Here is a 16,639-nt window from a genome sequence, read left to right on the forward strand (position 1 = left end):
CATTTTAAACCATTGGAGACCCAAGTAACCCTACGTGTTTCTCAAGAATTGAATAAAATACATTTCAATTTGCTTTATTATCCGATGAATAGATTGACTTATCCAGAATATTATTTTTACTTATTAGAATATATTAATAAGTTAACTACGGAGTATGAACAGTTGTCTCAAAGTAAGACTTTTCTTTTTTTCAGTTATTTAATGTTGCTGATAAATTGCATACCCATCCAATTTATTTCAGAGCCATTGAAGGTTATCATCGATTTTTCTTATGGTACTGCTTACAATCAATTTATTAAAAAAAATTTAGGTTTCTATATCAATTTGAATGTTGAAGTAATAGAGAATGAACACCCTGAATGTACAGATGTTGTGATTACAAATATGAATAATCTATATAAAGATAATAATGCTGAGATAGTTGTTTGGTTAGATCCACCAAGACCAGTTGATTGGGGAAATCTAACAAAAATTTTATTACGTGTTCAATCAGAGAGATATAAACAGCATGATTGTTAATAGCAAAAAAATCAATTTGTTGGATGCATTTTTTCTATCATAGAGAGAATATTTAATATGAAAATAAGCGTTAAAATAAAAAATGTTTTTTATATATTGAATATTATTTCACAGATTAATAAAAATTATTTTGGAAAAATGAATGTATCTCATCACTTCTAAAAAAAGTTTGTGAAATGGTCGAATGCTAGTAATTTGAAGTAACTAGCGAATTGTTATTAAATATACCATAGCATGTTGAGACTATTGACAAATAGATTGATATGACGCTATGCTTATATTGTTTAGTCTCTAATTTGTATATTTATAAGGTGTATTTTATATATAAGAAATAATTGATGTACAAGCCCTGATTTCTGATATTTTATTAAATAACTGAATAGGAAGTGGAAACTGAGGTATTGCTCCCGAATTTTCATTCCAGCCAAAGAAGAGAGTTATTGAAATTTTTACTCTCTTCTTTGACCTAAGATGGGCAGTTTAGATTTGTCTGTATGAAGACGATGGAAAAGAATATATTTTTGTTAGAAAGCCAAGAAAATAGACAAGGAGAACAACCAATATGTTTGGATTTCCCAAAGATGTTCAGTTAAAGCATGATATATTACTTTATTTAGATCGACAGTCAGAAGCTGTGACAGCTGAAATGATTGCAGCAAATGTTGGTAATGTGAGTGCACAAACCATACGAAAAAAGATTAATCAGTTATCAATAGAAATCCGAGAGCTGTATCCCAATAATAAAATTTCTTTAGAAAATGATACTCGTTATGGTGTGAAGTTGTTACGAAGAGACGTGACGTTGATGCAGATTTTAGAAAAATTATATACAGACTCGTTTGTGTACGCTATTTTTCAATTATTAATAGAAAAAAGAACGTTTTCTGCCTATCAATTTTGTGTCGAACATAAGATAAGCGTGTCCAAGCTAAAACGTGCTATAACTCAGATAAATACTTTTTTAGCAAGCTATGAAATGCGAATTAGTGTGGGGAGTAGAGTGTATATTAAGGGCAACGAATCACAAATTCGTTGTTTATTCTTTATGTTTTTATTTTATGTTCATCGTCAAATAACAACTATTCATTGGATTTCTGAGAAACAATATTTAAGCTTAGCTGAGAAAATTTGCTACTCCTTGTACATTCCACCAGTAAAAGGAACAATCGAAGTGATGGGCCTTTGGCTATATATTCAAGATGTTAGCAGAAAAACGGGACAATTGTTAGATGAACTATCGTTAAGCAACCAAGTGCCTAAATCTATGCCAAAACCAAGTTTTTTGTTGGAATTTGATGACAATGAATGGCATTATTTCTTATTAATTTTATATGGATTAGATTTAGTGCAAGCAGAAGCTTTCGAAGACTTTGATACGATTCATCAAAATCATTTCTTCGATGTAGCAAGCAAATTTATTCATTCTTTTGAAGAATTAACTATTTTTGAAAAACGTCTGATTTTTCAAAAATTTCATCAGATGGCTATTTTGAATGAGTTGATTCCGCTTAATATCAATCTATTGGCAATTTTTTCACCGGTGTCATTAAAAGAGATTATGCGTGCCTATCCGTCGCTAGACACGCATTTTCAAAAATTATGGGCATCCCTTATTGCCGATTTCCCAAATATGGACACGGTGTTTTATCATCGACGAATTTTATTATTATTTTTACAAGTAGCACCAACAAGCGAGATGTTAAAACCCTTAAATATTTACTTTTGTTCAAGCTTCAGTAAAGATATTGTAGAAGGAATGAAACGACACATAAAAAATTTTTTTAAAAACAAGTATCAAATTACTTACACACCACTTGCCCAATCTGACTGTGTTATTTCGACAGAAAACTTATTAGTAGAAGCAATGGATAAAAAAGAAACCCTCATTATCAGTCCGCAATTAACAGTCAAAGATTTGGTCTATTTAGATCAACAATTTTATGCACTTGAGACGATGGAGTAATATAAAAAAACAATCTATCAGAAAAACTATTTATTTTACTGTAAATTTTTGCTATGATAAAGACATTCGGGTAATATATTATGGAATAGTGCTTACCCGGAATGTTTCTATTTAGGTCACTTTATAAATGACAATTGTTTTATTTATTAATGGTTGCGATTTCTTTTTTTTATTAGGTCTAGACCTAGTAGAAAAAAGTATTAAAAAAAGGAGTGTCAAACAAATGGTAAAAAAATTCCCAGATAATTTCTTATGGGGCGGTGCAACTGCAGCAAACCAATATGAAGGTGCTTACAATGAAGATGGTAAAGGACTAACAGTACAAGATGTGACACCACACGGTGGTTTCGGTCCAATTACTGATGAGCCGACAGAAGATAATTTAAAATTAGTTGGTATTGATTTTTATCATCGTTACAAAGAAGATATTGCTCTGTTTGCAGAAATGGGCTTTAAAGTTTATCGTACGTCAATTGCATGGGCGCGTATTTTTCCAAAAGGTGATGAACTAGAGCCGAATGAAGCTGGTTTAGCATTTTATGACAAAGTATTTGATGAATGTTTAAAACATGGCATCGAGCCACTAGTTACATTATCTCATTATGAAACACCTTTACATTTAACTAGAGAGTATGATGGTTGGACAAATCGTAAACTCATTGAATTTTACGAGCGTTACGTAACTGTTGTGTTTAATCGCTATAAAGACAAAGTAAAATATTGGTTAACATTTAATGAAATTAACTCGGTGCTCCATGCGCCATTTATGAGTGGCGGTATTGGTACGCCACCAGAAGAATTAAGTAAACAAAATCTCTATCAAGCAGTTCACCATGAATTAGTGGCAAGTGCTTCTGCGACAAAAATTGCACATGAAATTAATCCAGATTTCAAGATTGGGTGTATGGTAATCGCAATGCCTACGTATCCAATGACACCAGATCCAGAAGATGTAGTGGCAGCAATGCAAGCAGAACGAAGCAACTATTTATTCTCTGATGTTCATGTTCGTGGAAAATATCCAAATTATGCGAACCGTTTCTTTAAAGAAAATGGCATTGAAATTGAATTTGCAGAAGGCGACAAAGAATTATTGGCTGAAAATACAGTCGATTTCTTATCATTCAGCTATTACATGAGTGTGACGCAAGCGGCAGATCATTCTAAATATGATACAGGTAAAGGAAATATTTTAGGCGGATTGAAAAATCCACACTTAAAAGCAAGCGAATGGGGCTGGCAAATTGATCCGAAGGGCTTGTATTTGGCTTTAAATGATTTCTATGATCGTTATCAAATTCCATTGTTCATCGTTGAAAATGGGTTGGGTGCTGTCGATCAATTAATTGAAGTTGACGGCGAATTAACAGTGGATGACCAATACCGTATTGACTATATGAATGATCACTTAGTAGAAGTTGGGAATGCCATTGAAGATGGTGTCGAAGTGATGGGGTATACGTCATGGGGCTGTATCGATCTTGTAAGTGCCTCAACCGCTGAAATGTCTAAACGTTATGGCTTTATCTATGTAGATCGTAACAACGATGGATCAGGAACCTTAAACCGTTATAAAAAGAAATCTTTTAACTGGTATAAAGAAGTCATTGCAACAAATGGTGAATCACTCGTTGATTAAAATTGAAAAAAGGTCAAAAGCACACATAAATGTGTTTTTGACCTTTTTATTTGGAAGAGATAGTTGAAGATATCTTAAGAATTTTAATTAGTTATTTGATGTTGCTCTTTTATAGTGTAAAATAACTTATTATTATAAGTAAGGCGGGAAAATATGGCGACAAGAAGTGAGCGACACAAACATCGGAAAAAATCTGGTTGGATAAAGAAGACCGTTCTCGGAGTACTCTTCTTCGCATTACTGGGCGTTCTCATTTTTGCATATCAAACTTTTTCAGCAACAAAGAATTCAATTGATGATATGTATAAATTTTCAAAATCTACCTCGAAAAACAAGATAGAAACTTTAAAAAAAGATGGCGCAGAAACAAAAATCAGCATTTTGTTAATGGGACTGGATAATGATTCTGAACGAAATCTTGGTTCTACTCGTACGGATAGTTTAATTTACTTAGTGTACGATGGAGAGGCAAAGGAAATTCAAATGGTTGCTATTCCAAGAGACATCTATACAAATATCTATGATGAAAATGGAAATATTCAATTTCAAAGTAAGATAAATAGTGCGTATACACTAAATGAAGAAGATTCTACTATTGAAACAGTAAAAAATTATTTGGATTTACCAGTGGATTACTTTGCGACGGTAAACTTTATTAGTTTTAAACAAATTATTGATGCAGTCGGGGGCATTGAGGTCGATGTTCCGTATGATATTAATGAAAAGTATACAACTGATAATTCTGGAAAGGTGCTCATTCCTAAAGGAAAGCAACATTTAAATGGTGAGCAAGCGCTAATTTTTAGTCGTATTCGAAAAGTAGACGATGATATCCAACGTGGCAATCGTCAGCAAGAAGTAATTAAAGCAACGATTAAAGAAACCCTCTCAATTAATTCAATTGCTAAATATCAAGAAATTTTAGATAGTGTCCGAGGCAATGTGCGTACGAATCTAACTTTTGATAATTTGACTAGCTTGGCGGGGAACATGCTTGAAGGGTTTGAGATTAAAACAAACACCTTTGAGTGGTATGATGAGTACATTGGAGATGAATCAGTTATTTTTATTAAAGATGAATCTTATCAGCAAATTAGAAATCAATTATTGACTAGTTTAGGCTTGCCTAGTGATTATACATTGCATACAGACAATGTTGTTAATCAATATTAATCAAAGCACTTCAATCGCTTTAAGCTGATTGAAGTGCTTTTAACTTGTCTAAAAAAGAGTAATAAGGTCACAATGATTGAAAAATTTGTATTAGAAGGTTATTATGATAAAGGTCTAATTTGACTTGATAGCTAAGTATAAATAATTAGGTACCTAAATATAGAGCAATTAGTGGGAGTAAAGGCGGTGTAAAAAAATGAACCAGAAAGAAAAAATGTTAGAAATTATTAAAAAGAAACAAGGTGGCGGTAGAAGCAAACAGATGGAAGCGCCCAAAAACGATCGTAAGAATATGCGTAAGGGTCCTAAAATTTTTAATAAATAAAGGTTAGAGTATGTGTTTGCTCTAACCTTTTTATTTTTAATTATTAAAACGATAGCCACTTCCCCAAATAGTTTCGATGGGTGAGGTAGGGAGGTTGGCTTGCTTTAATTTTTCTCGGATGCGTTTGATATGGACGACAACTGTTGAGACTTCCGTATCCAATGCATCAAAGCCCCAGATTTTTTCAAAAAGTTCTTCTTTATTCCAGACACGATTAGGATGTTGTGCTAAAAACAAGAGCAAGCTAAATTCTTTATTCGTAAAAATAACTTCTTGTTCTAAAACAAAGACTTTATGAGCTGCTTGATCAATTCGAATGTCTTGAATTTCCAGAATCGTTGCATTCGGTGGTTGAATGGATTGATAGCGAGCGATATGTGCTTTGACACGTGCAACGAGTTCGTTGGGACTAAATGGTTTTACCAAGTAGTCGTTGGCACCTAATCCAAGCCCGCGAACTTTGTCGAAATCCTCTTTCTTCGCAGACACAATCATAATCGGTAGCTGTTTTTTGAGACGAATTTGTTTACATATTTCAAAACCATCCATGCTAGGAAGCATTAAGTCAACAATAATTAAGTCGTAAGGATGGTCTAAGGCTGACTGTAAGCCTTTTTGACCATCGGTTTCTATCGTGACTTCCATTTCATTGATTTCTAAATAATCTTTTTGTAAATTTGCAATACTCACATCGTCTTCAATAATTAAAATCTTTTTCATTGTATTTTCTCCTCTAATAAAGGTAGTGTAATCGTAATCGTTGTGCCTTTTCCAAGTTGACTGGCGACTTGAATATTTCCTGAATGATGTTCGACAATCTGTTTTACAATACTTAACCCTAAGCCACTACCTTTAATTGTTGATGTTCGTGCTTTGTCTGTACGATAAAAACGTTCAAAAATATTTGCTAAATCTTCTTCAGAAATACCTATGCCATTATCAGTAAATGTAAGCATAATTTGAGATGACTGACAAGTCACCCCAACATGAAATTCTGGTGTCTGTTGAGGATTCCTGAATTTCATACTATTTTGGATTAAATTAGTGATGACACGATTAAATTGTATCGGATCGATTGCAGCATATATCGCTTGATTTGGAAAGTCTGTTGTGACTTTGATGTCATCAGTCCATAGATATTCCTCTAATAAGTGTTTCATATAGGCGATAAAATCAATTTTTTTAAAATGAAAGGCCACTGCGTTCAAATCGAGTTTGGAATATAAAAACAATTCATCAATTAATTCATTGAGGGTGATACTTTTCTCGTGAATTGTTTTTAAATAGCGTTGCCTTTTTTCTTCGGTATTTGCTACACCATCGATTAAACCTTCCACGTATCCCGTAATTGAAGTCATCGGTGTTTTTAAATCATGAGAAATATTGGAAATCAGTTCTCGACGATTGGTTTCATATTTTTCCTGTTCTGCTTGCGATTGTTGTAAATCCGCCCACATTTTCGCAAAACTTTCTTGTAACTGCTGGACTTCTTTTGAAACGTGTTCCTCTGTATCATCCGTGATAAAAGGAGAAATAGTGTCACTGCTGGTTAACTTCCGTGTGCTTTTTTCAAGGGCCAATAAAGGTTGAATTGTCGTTTTGGAAAGTCGACGGTTGATAAACCAAAACGCAAAAATTGCAATTCCTATAATAAAGAGAATCACCCAGATGCCCCATTGGAGGAAGAATTCAATTAAATTACTTTCTCGTTTCAGAATAACAAAACTACCTTTGGCTCCATCTGCATATCGAAAGTCTTTTTTTACATAATGAAAAAAGTGTCCATTATTATCGATTGTTCCTGTGGGCTCAAAATTATGCAAATCAAAGGCTGGTGCATGTGCCTGAAGTGATTTTTCAACGAGTAAGTTGGAATAATAAGTAAATGCTTCGTCCTTACGAAGAACGACATTTAAATTATTTTGTTCAATCTCTTTGATTGTTTTCAGTAATTCTTGATTTAATGGTAGTTCCAACTGTTCCGAAGATTCTTCTAGGTAGCTATTCATCGCAGTGTAGCTTTCACTTTCAGCCTCTGTTAGTGGTCGTTGTGTGGTCAAAATACGATAAATTCTAGGAAAAGACGGAACCTCACCTAAAGTTGTATAGGAAATAATAGCAAAAATTAAAAAAATAGAACCTAATGTAATTAAAATTGCACTTAGATAAGAAATTAAAAATCGTTTTTTGATTGTCATAAGTTATCCAACTTTCCAAATGATTTACTTGTTCTTACCATACACTGTCTGTGAAAAGAATGGAAGAGGATTTAATAACTATTCATAGTCGTTCATTTTTTGTTCATAATTTGGCAAGTAGGGGTTTAGAACTACTTGTTAATATGGACACATCAAGAGAGGAGCGAATACAATGAAAAAAAATAAATTATTTGTATTAATGACAACCATGGCTTTAGGCGCATTTATTGCAGGATGTGCAACAGAAAAGGGTACAGAAGAATCATCAGTTGCACAGACAACTGAAACAAGCCAAGTAGAACAAGAAACGTCAGCACTAGACATTTTAACAGGTACAAATTGGCAAGGGACACGTGTATATGATGCAGAAGGCAATGATTTAACGGCTGAAAATCAAGAGTTCATTAGTCTAGCGAAATTTGACAAAGAGACTGGATTTTATGAGTTCTTTGACCAAAAATCTGGTGAAACAAAAGAAGATGCAGGGACATTTTTTGTGACAAATGATGACCAAAAACGAATTTTGATTTCTGAAACAAAAGGTTATCAAGCTGTCGTTGATATTACAGAAATAACAGAAGACATCTTTACGTATAAACGTATGGGAAAAGATGCGGATGGTAACGAAGTAGAAGTGTTTGTAGAACACATTCCTTATGGTGCATCAGAACTTGAATTTACAGACGGTCGTGCTACGATGGATGCAGAAACAGGTACGATTGACACAGATGTTGATGGTGATGAATTATTAGGTGAAACATTGTGGAATGGAACAAAAGTAGTCGATAAAGATGGTAACGATGTGACAGAAGCCAATCAACAATTTATTAGCTTAGCGAAATTTAATGGTACAACGAATAAATATGAATTTTTTGATTTAGAAACCGGTGAAACCCGTGGTGATTTTGGTTATTACGATGTGCTGTTTAACAATAAAATTCGTGCGCATGCATCAATTGGGGAAAATAAATACGGTGCAGTGTTAGAATTAACAGAATTTAATGACGAACGCTTCACGTATAAACGAATGGGCCAAGATGCGGACGGTAACGAAATTGAAATTTTTGTCGAACATGAACCTTATGCTGGAGAATTTACACCTGAGTTTACCTTTTAGAAGAATTGCTATTGAGTAAAAAAACAGGTACCATAGAAGGAAAGGGTGATGGAATGAAAAATCATTTGTTACTACTGATGAGCGTCCTCTTTTTATCTGCCTGTTCACAACAGTCAGACATGACAGCCAGTCAATCTAGTCAATCGTCAAGTGAAGCAATTTTTACAACGACAAGTGAAACTGAATCGACAACTGTTGAAAGTACGGTTGAAACATCAGAAAGTGAGGAACCTAAGATGGTCTATCAATCAGGAAGTTTAATTCAAGCAGTCGAAAAAAACGACCTTGAACAAGTGAAGGCAATCATTGAGACAGATTACAATCTTAATGAGCAAAATAATCAAGGGGAGACACCATTGCTGATAGCAACACACAACAATCAAGTGGAGATTGCGAAAGTTTTGATTCTAGCAGGCGCCGATATTAATTTGCAAGATCATATTCAAGATAGTGCGTATTTATATGCTGCGGCACAAGGAAAAACTGAAATTCTAGCTTTAATGATAGAATTTAGTCGACCGAATCAAGACATTTACAATCGTTTTGGTGGCAATGCCTTAATTCCGGCTGCTGAAAAGGGGCACCTTGAGAATGTTAAATTATTATTGCAAGACGGGGCAGTCGATATTAATCATCAAAATAATTATGGCTATACAGCGCTTATTGAAGCGGTCGCTCTACGGGATGGTTCACAAATCTATCAAGAGATTGTCGCTGAACTATTGAAATATGATGCGGATAAAACTTTAAGAGATAATTCTGGTCGAACCGCAGAAGACTATGCTAGAGAGCTTGGTTACCAAAACATGTTGGAACAATTGCAATAATGCTTTTATGAATAGAAAAACGAGCAACATTCTTATTTTTAGAATGTTGCTCGTTTTGATTTCAATAACTAGAATAAAAAAATTGACAATTAGGTAAAATATTGATAAATTTGACTTTGATTAAATCGTAATCATTACAATTTAAAACGGGAGGCACATATTATGGCAAAAAAATCAAAAATTGCAAAAGCACAAAAGCAACGTGAATTAATCAATCAATATGCGGAATTACGCATGGAATTAAAAGCAGCAGGCGATTATGAAGCTTTAGCAAAACTACCAAAAGATGCCCATCCGAATCGTTTGAAAAATCGTGATTTGATTGATGGGAGACCAAGAGCTTACATGAGAAAATTTGGTATGTCACGGATTCATTTTAGAGAACTTGCACATCAAGGTCTTATTCCGGGTGTCAAGAAAGCAAGTTGGTAAGTAAGAATAACGAATGCTTCTGCTCTTTAAAGGATGATTCAAATACTGTACGAATTGTTTGGGAATTGTTACAGTATAATAAGAGTTGTAGAAAATATCAGGAGGTTAGTTTATGGAATATGTAGAATTGAACACTGGTATCAACATTCCAATCGTTGGGAGTGGCACAAACACTTTTGGAAAAGTGAATCATGATTATATGGGCGAAATTAATGGTGATACAACTGAATTGCTAGAGGCTATTTCACTAGGTTATCGTCATTTCGATACAGCGATTGCCTATCGAAACGAAGCCGTTGTAGGGCGTGCAATCAAAGAAAGTGGCCTTGATCGTTCTGAATTTTTTATTACCTCAAAAATCCCTGGCACAGAAGCGTATTACCAAGGTGAGCAAGACGTTCAAAACGGTGTCGAAGCTAGCTTAAAAGCACTAGATACAGATTATATCGATTTGTATTTGATTCATCATCCTTGGAATGATTTGGAAGGGATTTTACAAGTTTGGAAAGTCCTAGAAGACTATGTTGATAAAGGCGTACTAAAAGCGATTGGCGTGTCGAATTTCGAAGAAAAAGAATTAACCTATTTGACAGATCACGCTCGTATTCAACCAGCGGTCAATCAAATTGAGTCACATCCAGGTAATTGGAATGCCGATATTATTGAAAAATCCTTTAAATTAAATGTTATTCCGGAAGCTTGGGGACCGCTAACCCGTGTTTCTGATGAAGCCAAAGCAGTCTTAGATGAGATTGGTGCTTCATACAATAAAACATGGGCACAAGTGATTTTGCGTTATCAAGTAGAGCAAGGAATCATTGTTATTCCAAAATCACACAATAAAGAACGTCAAGCACAAAATAAAGATTTATTTGATTTTGAATTAACAAAAGCTGAGCGAGAACGGATTGCAGTATTGTAGTATAAAAAAGGTTGCGTAAGAAATCTCTTATGCAACCTTTTTTCTTTTCAGAAGTATTGTTCAAACCTACTCTTCTTTGTTAGACTAAATGTAGGATATGAGTGTAGTGCAGTCAATGCTAATGAGAAAAGAGGCCAATGAAATGAAAGTTTTAGTAATAGGTGCACATGGAAAAGTAGCCAAGCATTTTGCCGATGCGATTCAAAATCACCCCACTATCGAAGAAAAAGCTGTGATTCGAGACAAATCACAAAAAGGATTCTTCGATGTGCGAGAAATTGATAGTATCGTCTTGGATATTGTTTATGATTCGATTAAAACATTGGCAGAAGCAATGGAAAATGTAGACGCAGTGGTCTTTAGTGCAGGAGCTGGTGGACGTGGTCTTGATCAAACGGTGATGATTGATTTGGATGGAGCAATTAAAGTGATGACAGCTGCTGAAAAAGCCGAAGTGAAACGCTTTGTGATGGTAAGTACGTTTAGAACAGGCCGAGAAGAGATTACCAAGGAAGTTACCAAAGATGCAGGATTAAAAATTTATACCATTTGTAAGCATTATGCAGATGAATGGTTGAAAAATCAAACATCGCTCGATTGGACGATTGTCCATCCGGGAATTTTGACGGACGAAGAACCAACAAGTCACATTAAAGTTGGTATGGGAAATGATATTAATCGAATCTCACGCCAAGACGTAGCACAAACAATTTTGGCAGTCTTAGAAAATGAAAACACGATTCATCAAGAATTTGAAGTTTTGACAGGTGAGACGCTAATTGGAGAGGCGATTAGCAGTTTGTAAGTGTGTTTTTTATGCGAAAAGTACTAAGCTAGTGATTGCTTAGTACTTTTCGTGTTTAGTTAAATAATGAAAAAAGGATGGTGTAGATGAAAAGGATTGCGATTGTGTTAGATAAAAATTTGAATGCTGGGGAAGTTGGCAATGTATCAGCAATTTTGATGGGTGATTTAGCCAGCAAACAGCCAGATATTTTCTTTGAAGAAAAATTAAATGATTTGTCACAGGCACCGCATGCAACGATTAAATACAGTACGGTTGTCTTGAAGAGTGGTAGTTTGGCATTGTTAAATTTTGTTGATCGTTTACATACGAATGAAGAGGTCTCTTTTGTGCTTTTTTCCCGTACTGGTCAAAAACTCAATAATGCTTATGAGCAATACAAAGAAAAGATAGCAACAAGTTCATCAAGTGAATTGGAACCCATCGGAGTGGCAGTTTTTGGAGAAGATGCTATCGTAAGAGAGTTAACCAAAAAGTTCAGTTTACTAAAATAAGAAAAAGTTTGTTGGAGACTTATCTCTCAACAAACTTCGTTTTATTTATGAGCCACTACACGTAATCGACGATAGTCAGCTACCCAGTGATCTTGTTGCCAACAAGCTTTTGCAAGTTCGGTAAATCGTTGGATGATTATTGCTTGCTCATGTTCCAAAAGTTCGGCAAGTTCCGCTTCAAAAAACTGTCGTCCCCAAATTGCTAATCCTGCTTTACCATCGGATAAAGGAGTTGGGCGATCATAATCATCAATCATTTCAATCGAGAATCCTTGCGCAACCAATTGTTGCTTGAAAATCTCTGTTTTAGGAAAGGTAAATTTTGAACAATAGTCATAACCAGCTTCTTGTATCGCTTGTTGGAAACTTTCTTCAATTATTTGAATATTGCCTGCTGCTCCAAATTCACAAATGAGTATCCCTTTAGGTGTCAGAGACTGATAAATCTGTGCAAGCAATGTTTCATGATCCGAAATCCAATGAAAGACAGCATTGGAAAAAATAATATTCCAGTCGTTATCGAAAGGTAAAGCTAAAGCGTCCATCACTTGGAAGTCAATTTCTGGATGATTCTTCTTGGCTTGTTGAATCATTTGACTAGAACCATCGCCCCCTAAGACCGTGCCATATTGCGCTAATTGTTTGGTTAAAGTACCTGTACCACAACCTAAATCAAGAATGTTTTGTCTCGAATTTTGGGGTAGCAGGTCGAGTAAGTTTTCACCATATTTTGAGACAAATTCATGGTGTGTATCATAAGTTGCTGCATCCCATTTCATTTTTTCCACCTGCTTTCGAAGATAAGTCTTACTATGACATAAGATAGTTATATATGCAAGAATATTCAGATAATTAAACGTATTTCAAAGTTGTGATTTCTAACGATTCGTCGTTTAATAAATAAAGGGAAAGGAAAGGATTGAATGATATGAACTATACTATCGGTGAATTTGCTAGATTAACGGGCTTATCTATTGATACATTACGTTATTACGAAAAAGAAGCCCTAATTAAACCGGAAAGAAATACGAGAAATCAACGTGTATTCACTGAAAAAGATGTTCAGTGGGTTCGGTTTATTCTACGATTGAAACAAATCGGCATGCCAATCAAAGAAATGAAAACTTATGCTAAGTTAAGAGAAGAAGGTGACGATACAATTGTTGAACGGATAGAGTTGTTGTACCAACAGCAACAATCCTTGCATGAACAAAAAGCAGTCATTGAGAACCATCTGAACTTTTTGAGTCAAAAAATTGAAACTTATCAAGAAATGTTAAAAAATAATGCTTGACATGGAGTTTACTCCAGCCGGTATCCTATTTTTAGTCGAATAGGAGGATGAAAACATGAAAAAATATACCGTGATTACTGGCGCTAGTTCAGGTATCGGTTACGATACAGCGAAAGCCTTTGCTGCCAGAGGGAAACATCTTATTTTAATCGCACGGCGGGAAGATAAGTTACATCAATTAAAAGTGGACATGCAGATGCAATTTCCATCATTAGAAATTGTTGTGATTCCGTTTGATTTAACGAATACGCAACAAATCGAAGGATTATTTGGGCAACTGGATGACTATTTCATTGAGACTTGGATTAATAATGCTGGCTTTGGTCATTATGGTTTGATTAAAGAACAGACGCTCGCTCGAACCATAGCAATGATGCAGTTAAATGTTGAAGCAGTCACTCTTTTATCCATTCTATATGTTCAAAAGTATCATAATGTAGAAGGGACACAATTAATTAATATTTCTTCTGCAGGTGGCTATACGATGGTTCCGGCAGCAGTAAGTTATTGTGCAACGAAATTCTATGTTAGTTCATTTACTGAAGGCTTAGCACTTGAGTTGCGTCAAACTAATTCTCCGCTGCAAGCGAAAGTATTAGCACCTGCTGCGACACAAACTGAATTTGGAAAAGTCGCAAATAATGGAGAAGAATATAATTATGAACAAGCATTTGGTACCTATCATACGAGTGAAGAAATGGCACAATTTTTACTTGAATTATATGAGAGTAACGAGATTGTCGGCTTTGTGGATAGAGAAATTTTTTCATTTGTTTTAAGTGACAATAAATTTGCTTATGCAGGAAGCAAGAGTGTGAATCAGCGGTTGGATTGATTTTGACTAGAGAAGGGATTTCATGGTATCGTTAATTTAAATAAAGGCGGTTAAATTTAATGAACTTAGGAGTGAATAACATGAAAAAGAACTATATTTTTCTAGGTGTTTCGGATCCAGTTGCTGATTTTTTAGGTATAGATATTAACTTAGTTCGACTGCTATTTGTTATAACCGGTGCATTTCCACTCTATCTTTTGTTAAGCTTTTTATTAAATCACAAAGCGAAAAATCAGTGATAAAAAAAGCAACGAATCTTCAAACTTGACGTTTATTTTTATTTCCTCTATTATAAAAGCAACAAATCGTACAGATAACACGCAATCAGTGCGTGTCGAAAGAGAGGCGGTTTCTATTTATTTAGAAACTATCTCTCTTTTTTTGCGATTTAATTTTAAAGAGGTGAGAAAATATGGATAAAAAAAGTATTAAACTGATTCCAGCAATTATTGCGACTGGCATTATGTCTTTTGCGGGGGTCTTGATTGAAACAGCGATGAATGTTACATTTCCTACGCTTATTCAAGAATTTGGTGTCACAACTGGTCAAGTCCAATGGGTAACAACGATTTATTTATTAGTCATTTCTATCTTAGTACCGTTTTCTAATTACTTATTAAAAAAATTCTCAATTCGTTCCTTATTTATTGTTGCGAATTTGTTTTTCATTGTTGGCCTAGTGATTGATTTCTTTGCATTGAATTTCCCCATGCTGTTAGCAGGGCGTCTATTACAAGGTATCAGTACTGGGATTGCATTGCCATTGATGTTTCATATCATTTTGACGTTTACTACAATCGATAAGCGAGGGACGATGATGGGAATTGGTACGATGACAACATCAATTGCACCAGCAATTGGTCCGACATATGGCGGTCTTTTAACATCTAATCTGTCTTGGCATTATATCTTCTTATTATTAATCCCAGTCTTGAGTGTCTCATTAATTATCGGCTTATTTGCTATTCCTGAAATTAAAGTAACAAGTGATAGTCGGTTAGATATTGTAGGTTTAGCAGGGGTAATGTTACTATTTACTGGCTTTTTAATGTTTTTAAATCAAATTCATGAATGGCAATCATTATTCTGGTTAGCAGTCGGGATTGTTGGCTTATGTATTTTTTATTACCAATCCACGCATGCAAAAGAACCGTTAGTTCGATTAACGGTATTAAAACAACAATCATTTCGACTATTTTTAATCGGATTTTTAGTCTGCCAAGCCCTATTATTAGGCGTCTCGTTTGTCTTGCCCAACTTTGTACAAATTGTTTTAGGAGAAAATGCGTTTGTTGCAGGCTTAATTATGTTGCCAGGTGCAGCAATTGGTGCAATTCTAGCACCTTTTTCAGGGAATTTGCTTGATCGAGTGGGTAGTAAAAAACCAATTTTAATTGGCTTAACATTAGCGATTATTGGTTGGGCAGCTCTCACACTAATCTTACAAAAACCGTTGTTACTAACCTTGGTAATCGGGCATGTGACATATATGATTGGTATTGGCTTATCTTATAGTAATATGATGACGACAGGGATGAATCACATTCAATCAGCAGATTATGGTGATGGAAATACGTTGTTTAACACATTGCAACAATTTTCAGGCGCTGTTTCTACAGCTGTAGTGGCAACAATTATCGGTATTGCTCAAGCGAATAATCCAGATACTGTTGCAGCAACCACAACGGGTTCAGAAATTTCGATGATTTTACTATTAGTAGCAGTAGTCGCAATTATGATTCGTTATGTGTTTTATTTTAGAAAAGTAGAGGCCTCTAAGAAATCAATCTAATATATTTTTAAAATGGGCAATTTAATTGGTTATCATTTACCGTTAAATTGTTCATTTTTCACCTTCAAACACTAAACATATGACACAAAAAGTAAATTATTTTCTTAAAAAAAGATAATTTGCTTTTATTTTATGTATAATTTTCTGGATTTCTGCATATATTTGCCCCAAGTTAAACAAGCGATATGTTATAATATACATATGAATTTAATTTAATTTTGACTGAAATGTCAAATATATATAGATAAAAGATGTGGAATTATGCATTTTCCAAAATGTCATCACACTACTTCTCTTTTTATTT

At 34.5% G+C, this 16,639-nt stretch carries 17 protein-coding genes and 1 pseudogene; 15 read left to right on the top strand and 3 right to left on the bottom strand.

Annotation, left to right across the window (positions count from 1 at the left end):
• The 5 genes and pseudogenes from BAU17_RS03660 to BAU17_RS14270 all read left to right on the top strand — a co-directional run.
• Positions 1 to 519, top strand: a pseudogene (locus tag BAU17_RS03660) (hypothetical protein); the annotation flags it as partial.
• A gap of 562 nt (positions 520 to 1,081) precedes the next feature.
• Positions 1,082 to 2,482, top strand: coding sequence for a helix-turn-helix domain-containing protein (locus tag BAU17_RS03665; protein ID WP_161901470.1), 1,401 nt, complete (start codon positions 1,082 to 1,084; stop codon positions 2,480 to 2,482).
• 223 nt (positions 2,483 to 2,705) lie between these two features.
• Positions 2,706 to 4,121: a glycoside hydrolase family 1 protein gene (locus BAU17_RS03670; protein WP_161901471.1), complete on the top strand. Its 1,416-nt coding sequence runs from the start codon at positions 2,706 to 2,708 to the stop codon at positions 4,119 to 4,121.
• A 153-nt stretch (positions 4,122 to 4,274) separates the two neighbouring features.
• Positions 4,275 to 5,294, top strand: coding sequence for an LCP family protein (locus BAU17_RS03675; RefSeq protein ID WP_161901472.1), 1,020 nt, complete (start codon positions 4,275 to 4,277; stop codon positions 5,292 to 5,294).
• A gap of 196 nt (positions 5,295 to 5,490) precedes the next feature.
• A complete protein-coding gene (locus tag BAU17_RS14270) occupies positions 5,491 to 5,619 on the top strand; it encodes a hypothetical protein (protein WP_267913826.1) in 129 nt (42 codons plus the stop codon).
• Positions 5,620 to 5,655: 36 nt separating this feature from the next.
• On the opposite strand, the gene BAU17_RS03680 is transcribed toward BAU17_RS14270, so the two are convergent.
• Positions 5,656 to 6,339 (bottom strand): response regulator transcription factor, encoded by a 684-nt coding sequence (locus BAU17_RS03680; RefSeq protein WP_161901473.1) that lies wholly within the window; start codon positions 6,337 to 6,339, stop codon positions 5,656 to 5,658.
• Positions 6,336 to 7,817, bottom strand: coding sequence for a sensor histidine kinase (locus tag BAU17_RS03685; RefSeq protein WP_161901474.1), 1,482 nt, complete (start codon positions 7,815 to 7,817; stop codon positions 6,336 to 6,338). The genes BAU17_RS03680 and BAU17_RS03685 overlap by 4 nt, the downstream gene beginning before the upstream one ends.
• 172 nt (positions 7,818 to 7,989) lie before the next feature.
• Here BAU17_RS03685 and BAU17_RS03690 point away from each other — a divergent pair, with 172 nt between their 5' ends.
• The 6 genes from BAU17_RS03690 to BAU17_RS03715 all read left to right on the top strand — a co-directional run bounded on the left by BAU17_RS03690 (position 7,990) and on the right by BAU17_RS03715 (position 12,414).
• A complete protein-coding gene (locus BAU17_RS03690) occupies positions 7,990 to 8,934 on the top strand; it encodes a DUF4822 domain-containing protein (protein ID WP_161901475.1) in 945 nt (314 codons plus the stop codon).
• 53 nt (positions 8,935 to 8,987) lie between these two features.
• Positions 8,988 to 9,761 (top strand): ankyrin repeat domain-containing protein, encoded by a 774-nt coding sequence (locus BAU17_RS03695; protein ID WP_161901485.1) that lies wholly within the window; start codon positions 8,988 to 8,990, stop codon positions 9,759 to 9,761.
• Between the two features lie 162 nt (positions 9,762 to 9,923).
• Positions 9,924 to 10,193 (top strand): 30S ribosomal protein S14, encoded by a 270-nt coding sequence (gene rpsN, locus BAU17_RS03700; RefSeq protein WP_161901476.1) that lies wholly within the window; start codon positions 9,924 to 9,926, stop codon positions 10,191 to 10,193.
• A 112-nt stretch (positions 10,194 to 10,305) separates the two neighbouring features.
• Positions 10,306 to 11,115 (top strand): aldo/keto reductase family protein, encoded by an 810-nt coding sequence (locus tag BAU17_RS03705; RefSeq protein WP_161901477.1) that lies wholly within the window; start codon positions 10,306 to 10,308, stop codon positions 11,113 to 11,115.
• 142 nt (positions 11,116 to 11,257) lie between these two features.
• A complete protein-coding gene (locus tag BAU17_RS03710; protein ID WP_161901478.1) occupies positions 11,258 to 11,920 on the top strand; it encodes an SDR family oxidoreductase in 663 nt (220 codons plus the stop codon).
• 86 nt (positions 11,921 to 12,006) lie between these two features.
• Complete coding sequence (locus tag BAU17_RS03715; RefSeq protein WP_161901479.1) at positions 12,007 to 12,414, top strand: DUF2000 domain-containing protein; 408 nt, start codon at positions 12,007 to 12,009, stop codon at positions 12,412 to 12,414.
• A gap of 41 nt (positions 12,415 to 12,455) precedes the next feature.
• On the opposite strand, the gene BAU17_RS03720 is transcribed toward BAU17_RS03715, so the two are convergent.
• Positions 12,456 to 13,193, bottom strand: a complete 738-nt coding sequence (locus tag BAU17_RS03720; RefSeq protein WP_161901480.1) for a class I SAM-dependent methyltransferase — start codon at positions 13,191 to 13,193, stop codon at positions 12,456 to 12,458.
• A gap of 149 nt (positions 13,194 to 13,342) precedes the next feature.
• Between BAU17_RS03720 and BAU17_RS03725 the strand changes: the two genes are divergently transcribed.
• The 4 genes from BAU17_RS03725 (at position 13,343) to BAU17_RS03740 (ending at position 16,335) form a co-directional block, all read left to right on the top strand.
• Positions 13,343 to 13,708 carry a MerR family transcriptional regulator gene (locus BAU17_RS03725; RefSeq protein WP_161901481.1) on the top strand — a complete coding sequence of 122 codons (366 nt, stop codon included), beginning with the start codon at positions 13,343 to 13,345 and terminating at the stop codon, positions 13,706 to 13,708.
• 55 nt (positions 13,709 to 13,763) lie between these two features.
• Positions 13,764 to 14,543: an SDR family NAD(P)-dependent oxidoreductase gene (locus BAU17_RS03730; RefSeq protein ID WP_161901482.1), complete on the top strand. Its 780-nt coding sequence runs from the start codon at positions 13,764 to 13,766 to the stop codon at positions 14,541 to 14,543.
• A gap of 80 nt (positions 14,544 to 14,623) precedes the next feature.
• Complete coding sequence (locus BAU17_RS03735; protein WP_161901483.1) at positions 14,624 to 14,782, top strand: PspC domain-containing protein; 159 nt, start codon at positions 14,624 to 14,626, stop codon at positions 14,780 to 14,782.
• A 173-nt stretch (positions 14,783 to 14,955) separates the two neighbouring features.
• Positions 14,956 to 16,335 (top strand): MFS transporter, encoded by a 1,380-nt coding sequence (locus BAU17_RS03740; RefSeq protein ID WP_161901484.1) that lies wholly within the window; start codon positions 14,956 to 14,958, stop codon positions 16,333 to 16,335.
• Positions 16,336 to 16,639: the final 304 nt, after the last annotated feature.

The organism is Candidatus Enterococcus willemsii (assembly GCF_009933335.1).
Classification (GTDB): domain Bacteria; phylum Bacillota; class Bacilli; order Lactobacillales; family Enterococcaceae; genus Enterococcus_F; species Enterococcus_F willemsii.

What these genes read in the sequence shown, in the direction of transcription:
- BAU17_RS03665 (WP_161901470.1), top strand. Translation starts at nt 1,082, where the DNA reads ATGTTTGGATTTCCCAAAGATGTTCAGTTAAAGCATGATATATTACTT.
- BAU17_RS03695 (WP_161901485.1), top strand. Translation starts at nt 8,988, where the DNA reads ATGAAAAATCATTTGTTACTACTGATGAGCGTCCTCTTTTTATCTGCC.
- rpsN (WP_161901476.1), top strand. Translation starts at nt 9,924, where the DNA reads ATGGCAAAAAAATCAAAAATTGCAAAAGCACAAAAGCAACGTGAATTA.
- BAU17_RS03740 (WP_161901484.1), top strand. Translation starts at nt 14,956, where the DNA reads ATGGATAAAAAAAGTATTAAACTGATTCCAGCAATTATTGCGACTGGC.
- BAU17_RS03710 (WP_161901478.1), top strand. Translation starts at nt 11,258, where the DNA reads ATGAAAGTTTTAGTAATAGGTGCACATGGAAAAGTAGCCAAGCATTTT.
- BAU17_RS03715 (WP_161901479.1), top strand. Translation starts at nt 12,007, where the DNA reads ATGAAAAGGATTGCGATTGTGTTAGATAAAAATTTGAATGCTGGGGAA.
- BAU17_RS03685 (WP_161901474.1), bottom strand. Translation starts at nt 7,817, where the DNA reads ATGACAATCAAAAAACGATTTTTAATTTCTTATCTAAGTGCAATTTTA.
- BAU17_RS03735 (WP_161901483.1), top strand. Translation starts at nt 14,624, where the DNA reads ATGAAAAAGAACTATATTTTTCTAGGTGTTTCGGATCCAGTTGCTGAT.
- BAU17_RS03705 (WP_161901477.1), top strand. Translation starts at nt 10,306, where the DNA reads ATGGAATATGTAGAATTGAACACTGGTATCAACATTCCAATCGTTGGG.
- BAU17_RS03725 (WP_161901481.1), top strand. Translation starts at nt 13,343, where the DNA reads ATGAACTATACTATCGGTGAATTTGCTAGATTAACGGGCTTATCTATT.
- BAU17_RS03690 (WP_161901475.1), top strand. Translation starts at nt 7,990, where the DNA reads ATGAAAAAAAATAAATTATTTGTATTAATGACAACCATGGCTTTAGGC.
- BAU17_RS03730 (WP_161901482.1), top strand. Translation starts at nt 13,764, where the DNA reads ATGAAAAAATATACCGTGATTACTGGCGCTAGTTCAGGTATCGGTTAC.
- BAU17_RS03680 (WP_161901473.1), bottom strand. Translation starts at nt 6,339, where the DNA reads ATGAAAAAGATTTTAATTATTGAAGACGATGTGAGTATTGCAAATTTA.
- BAU17_RS14270 (WP_267913826.1), top strand. Translation starts at nt 5,491, where the DNA reads ATGAACCAGAAAGAAAAAATGTTAGAAATTATTAAAAAGAAACAAGGT.
- BAU17_RS03675 (WP_161901472.1), top strand. Translation starts at nt 4,275, where the DNA reads ATGGCGACAAGAAGTGAGCGACACAAACATCGGAAAAAATCTGGTTGG.
- BAU17_RS03670 (WP_161901471.1), top strand. Translation starts at nt 2,706, where the DNA reads ATGGTAAAAAAATTCCCAGATAATTTCTTATGGGGCGGTGCAACTGCA.
- BAU17_RS03720 (WP_161901480.1), bottom strand. Translation starts at nt 13,193, where the DNA reads ATGAAATGGGATGCAGCAACTTATGATACACACCATGAATTTGTCTCA.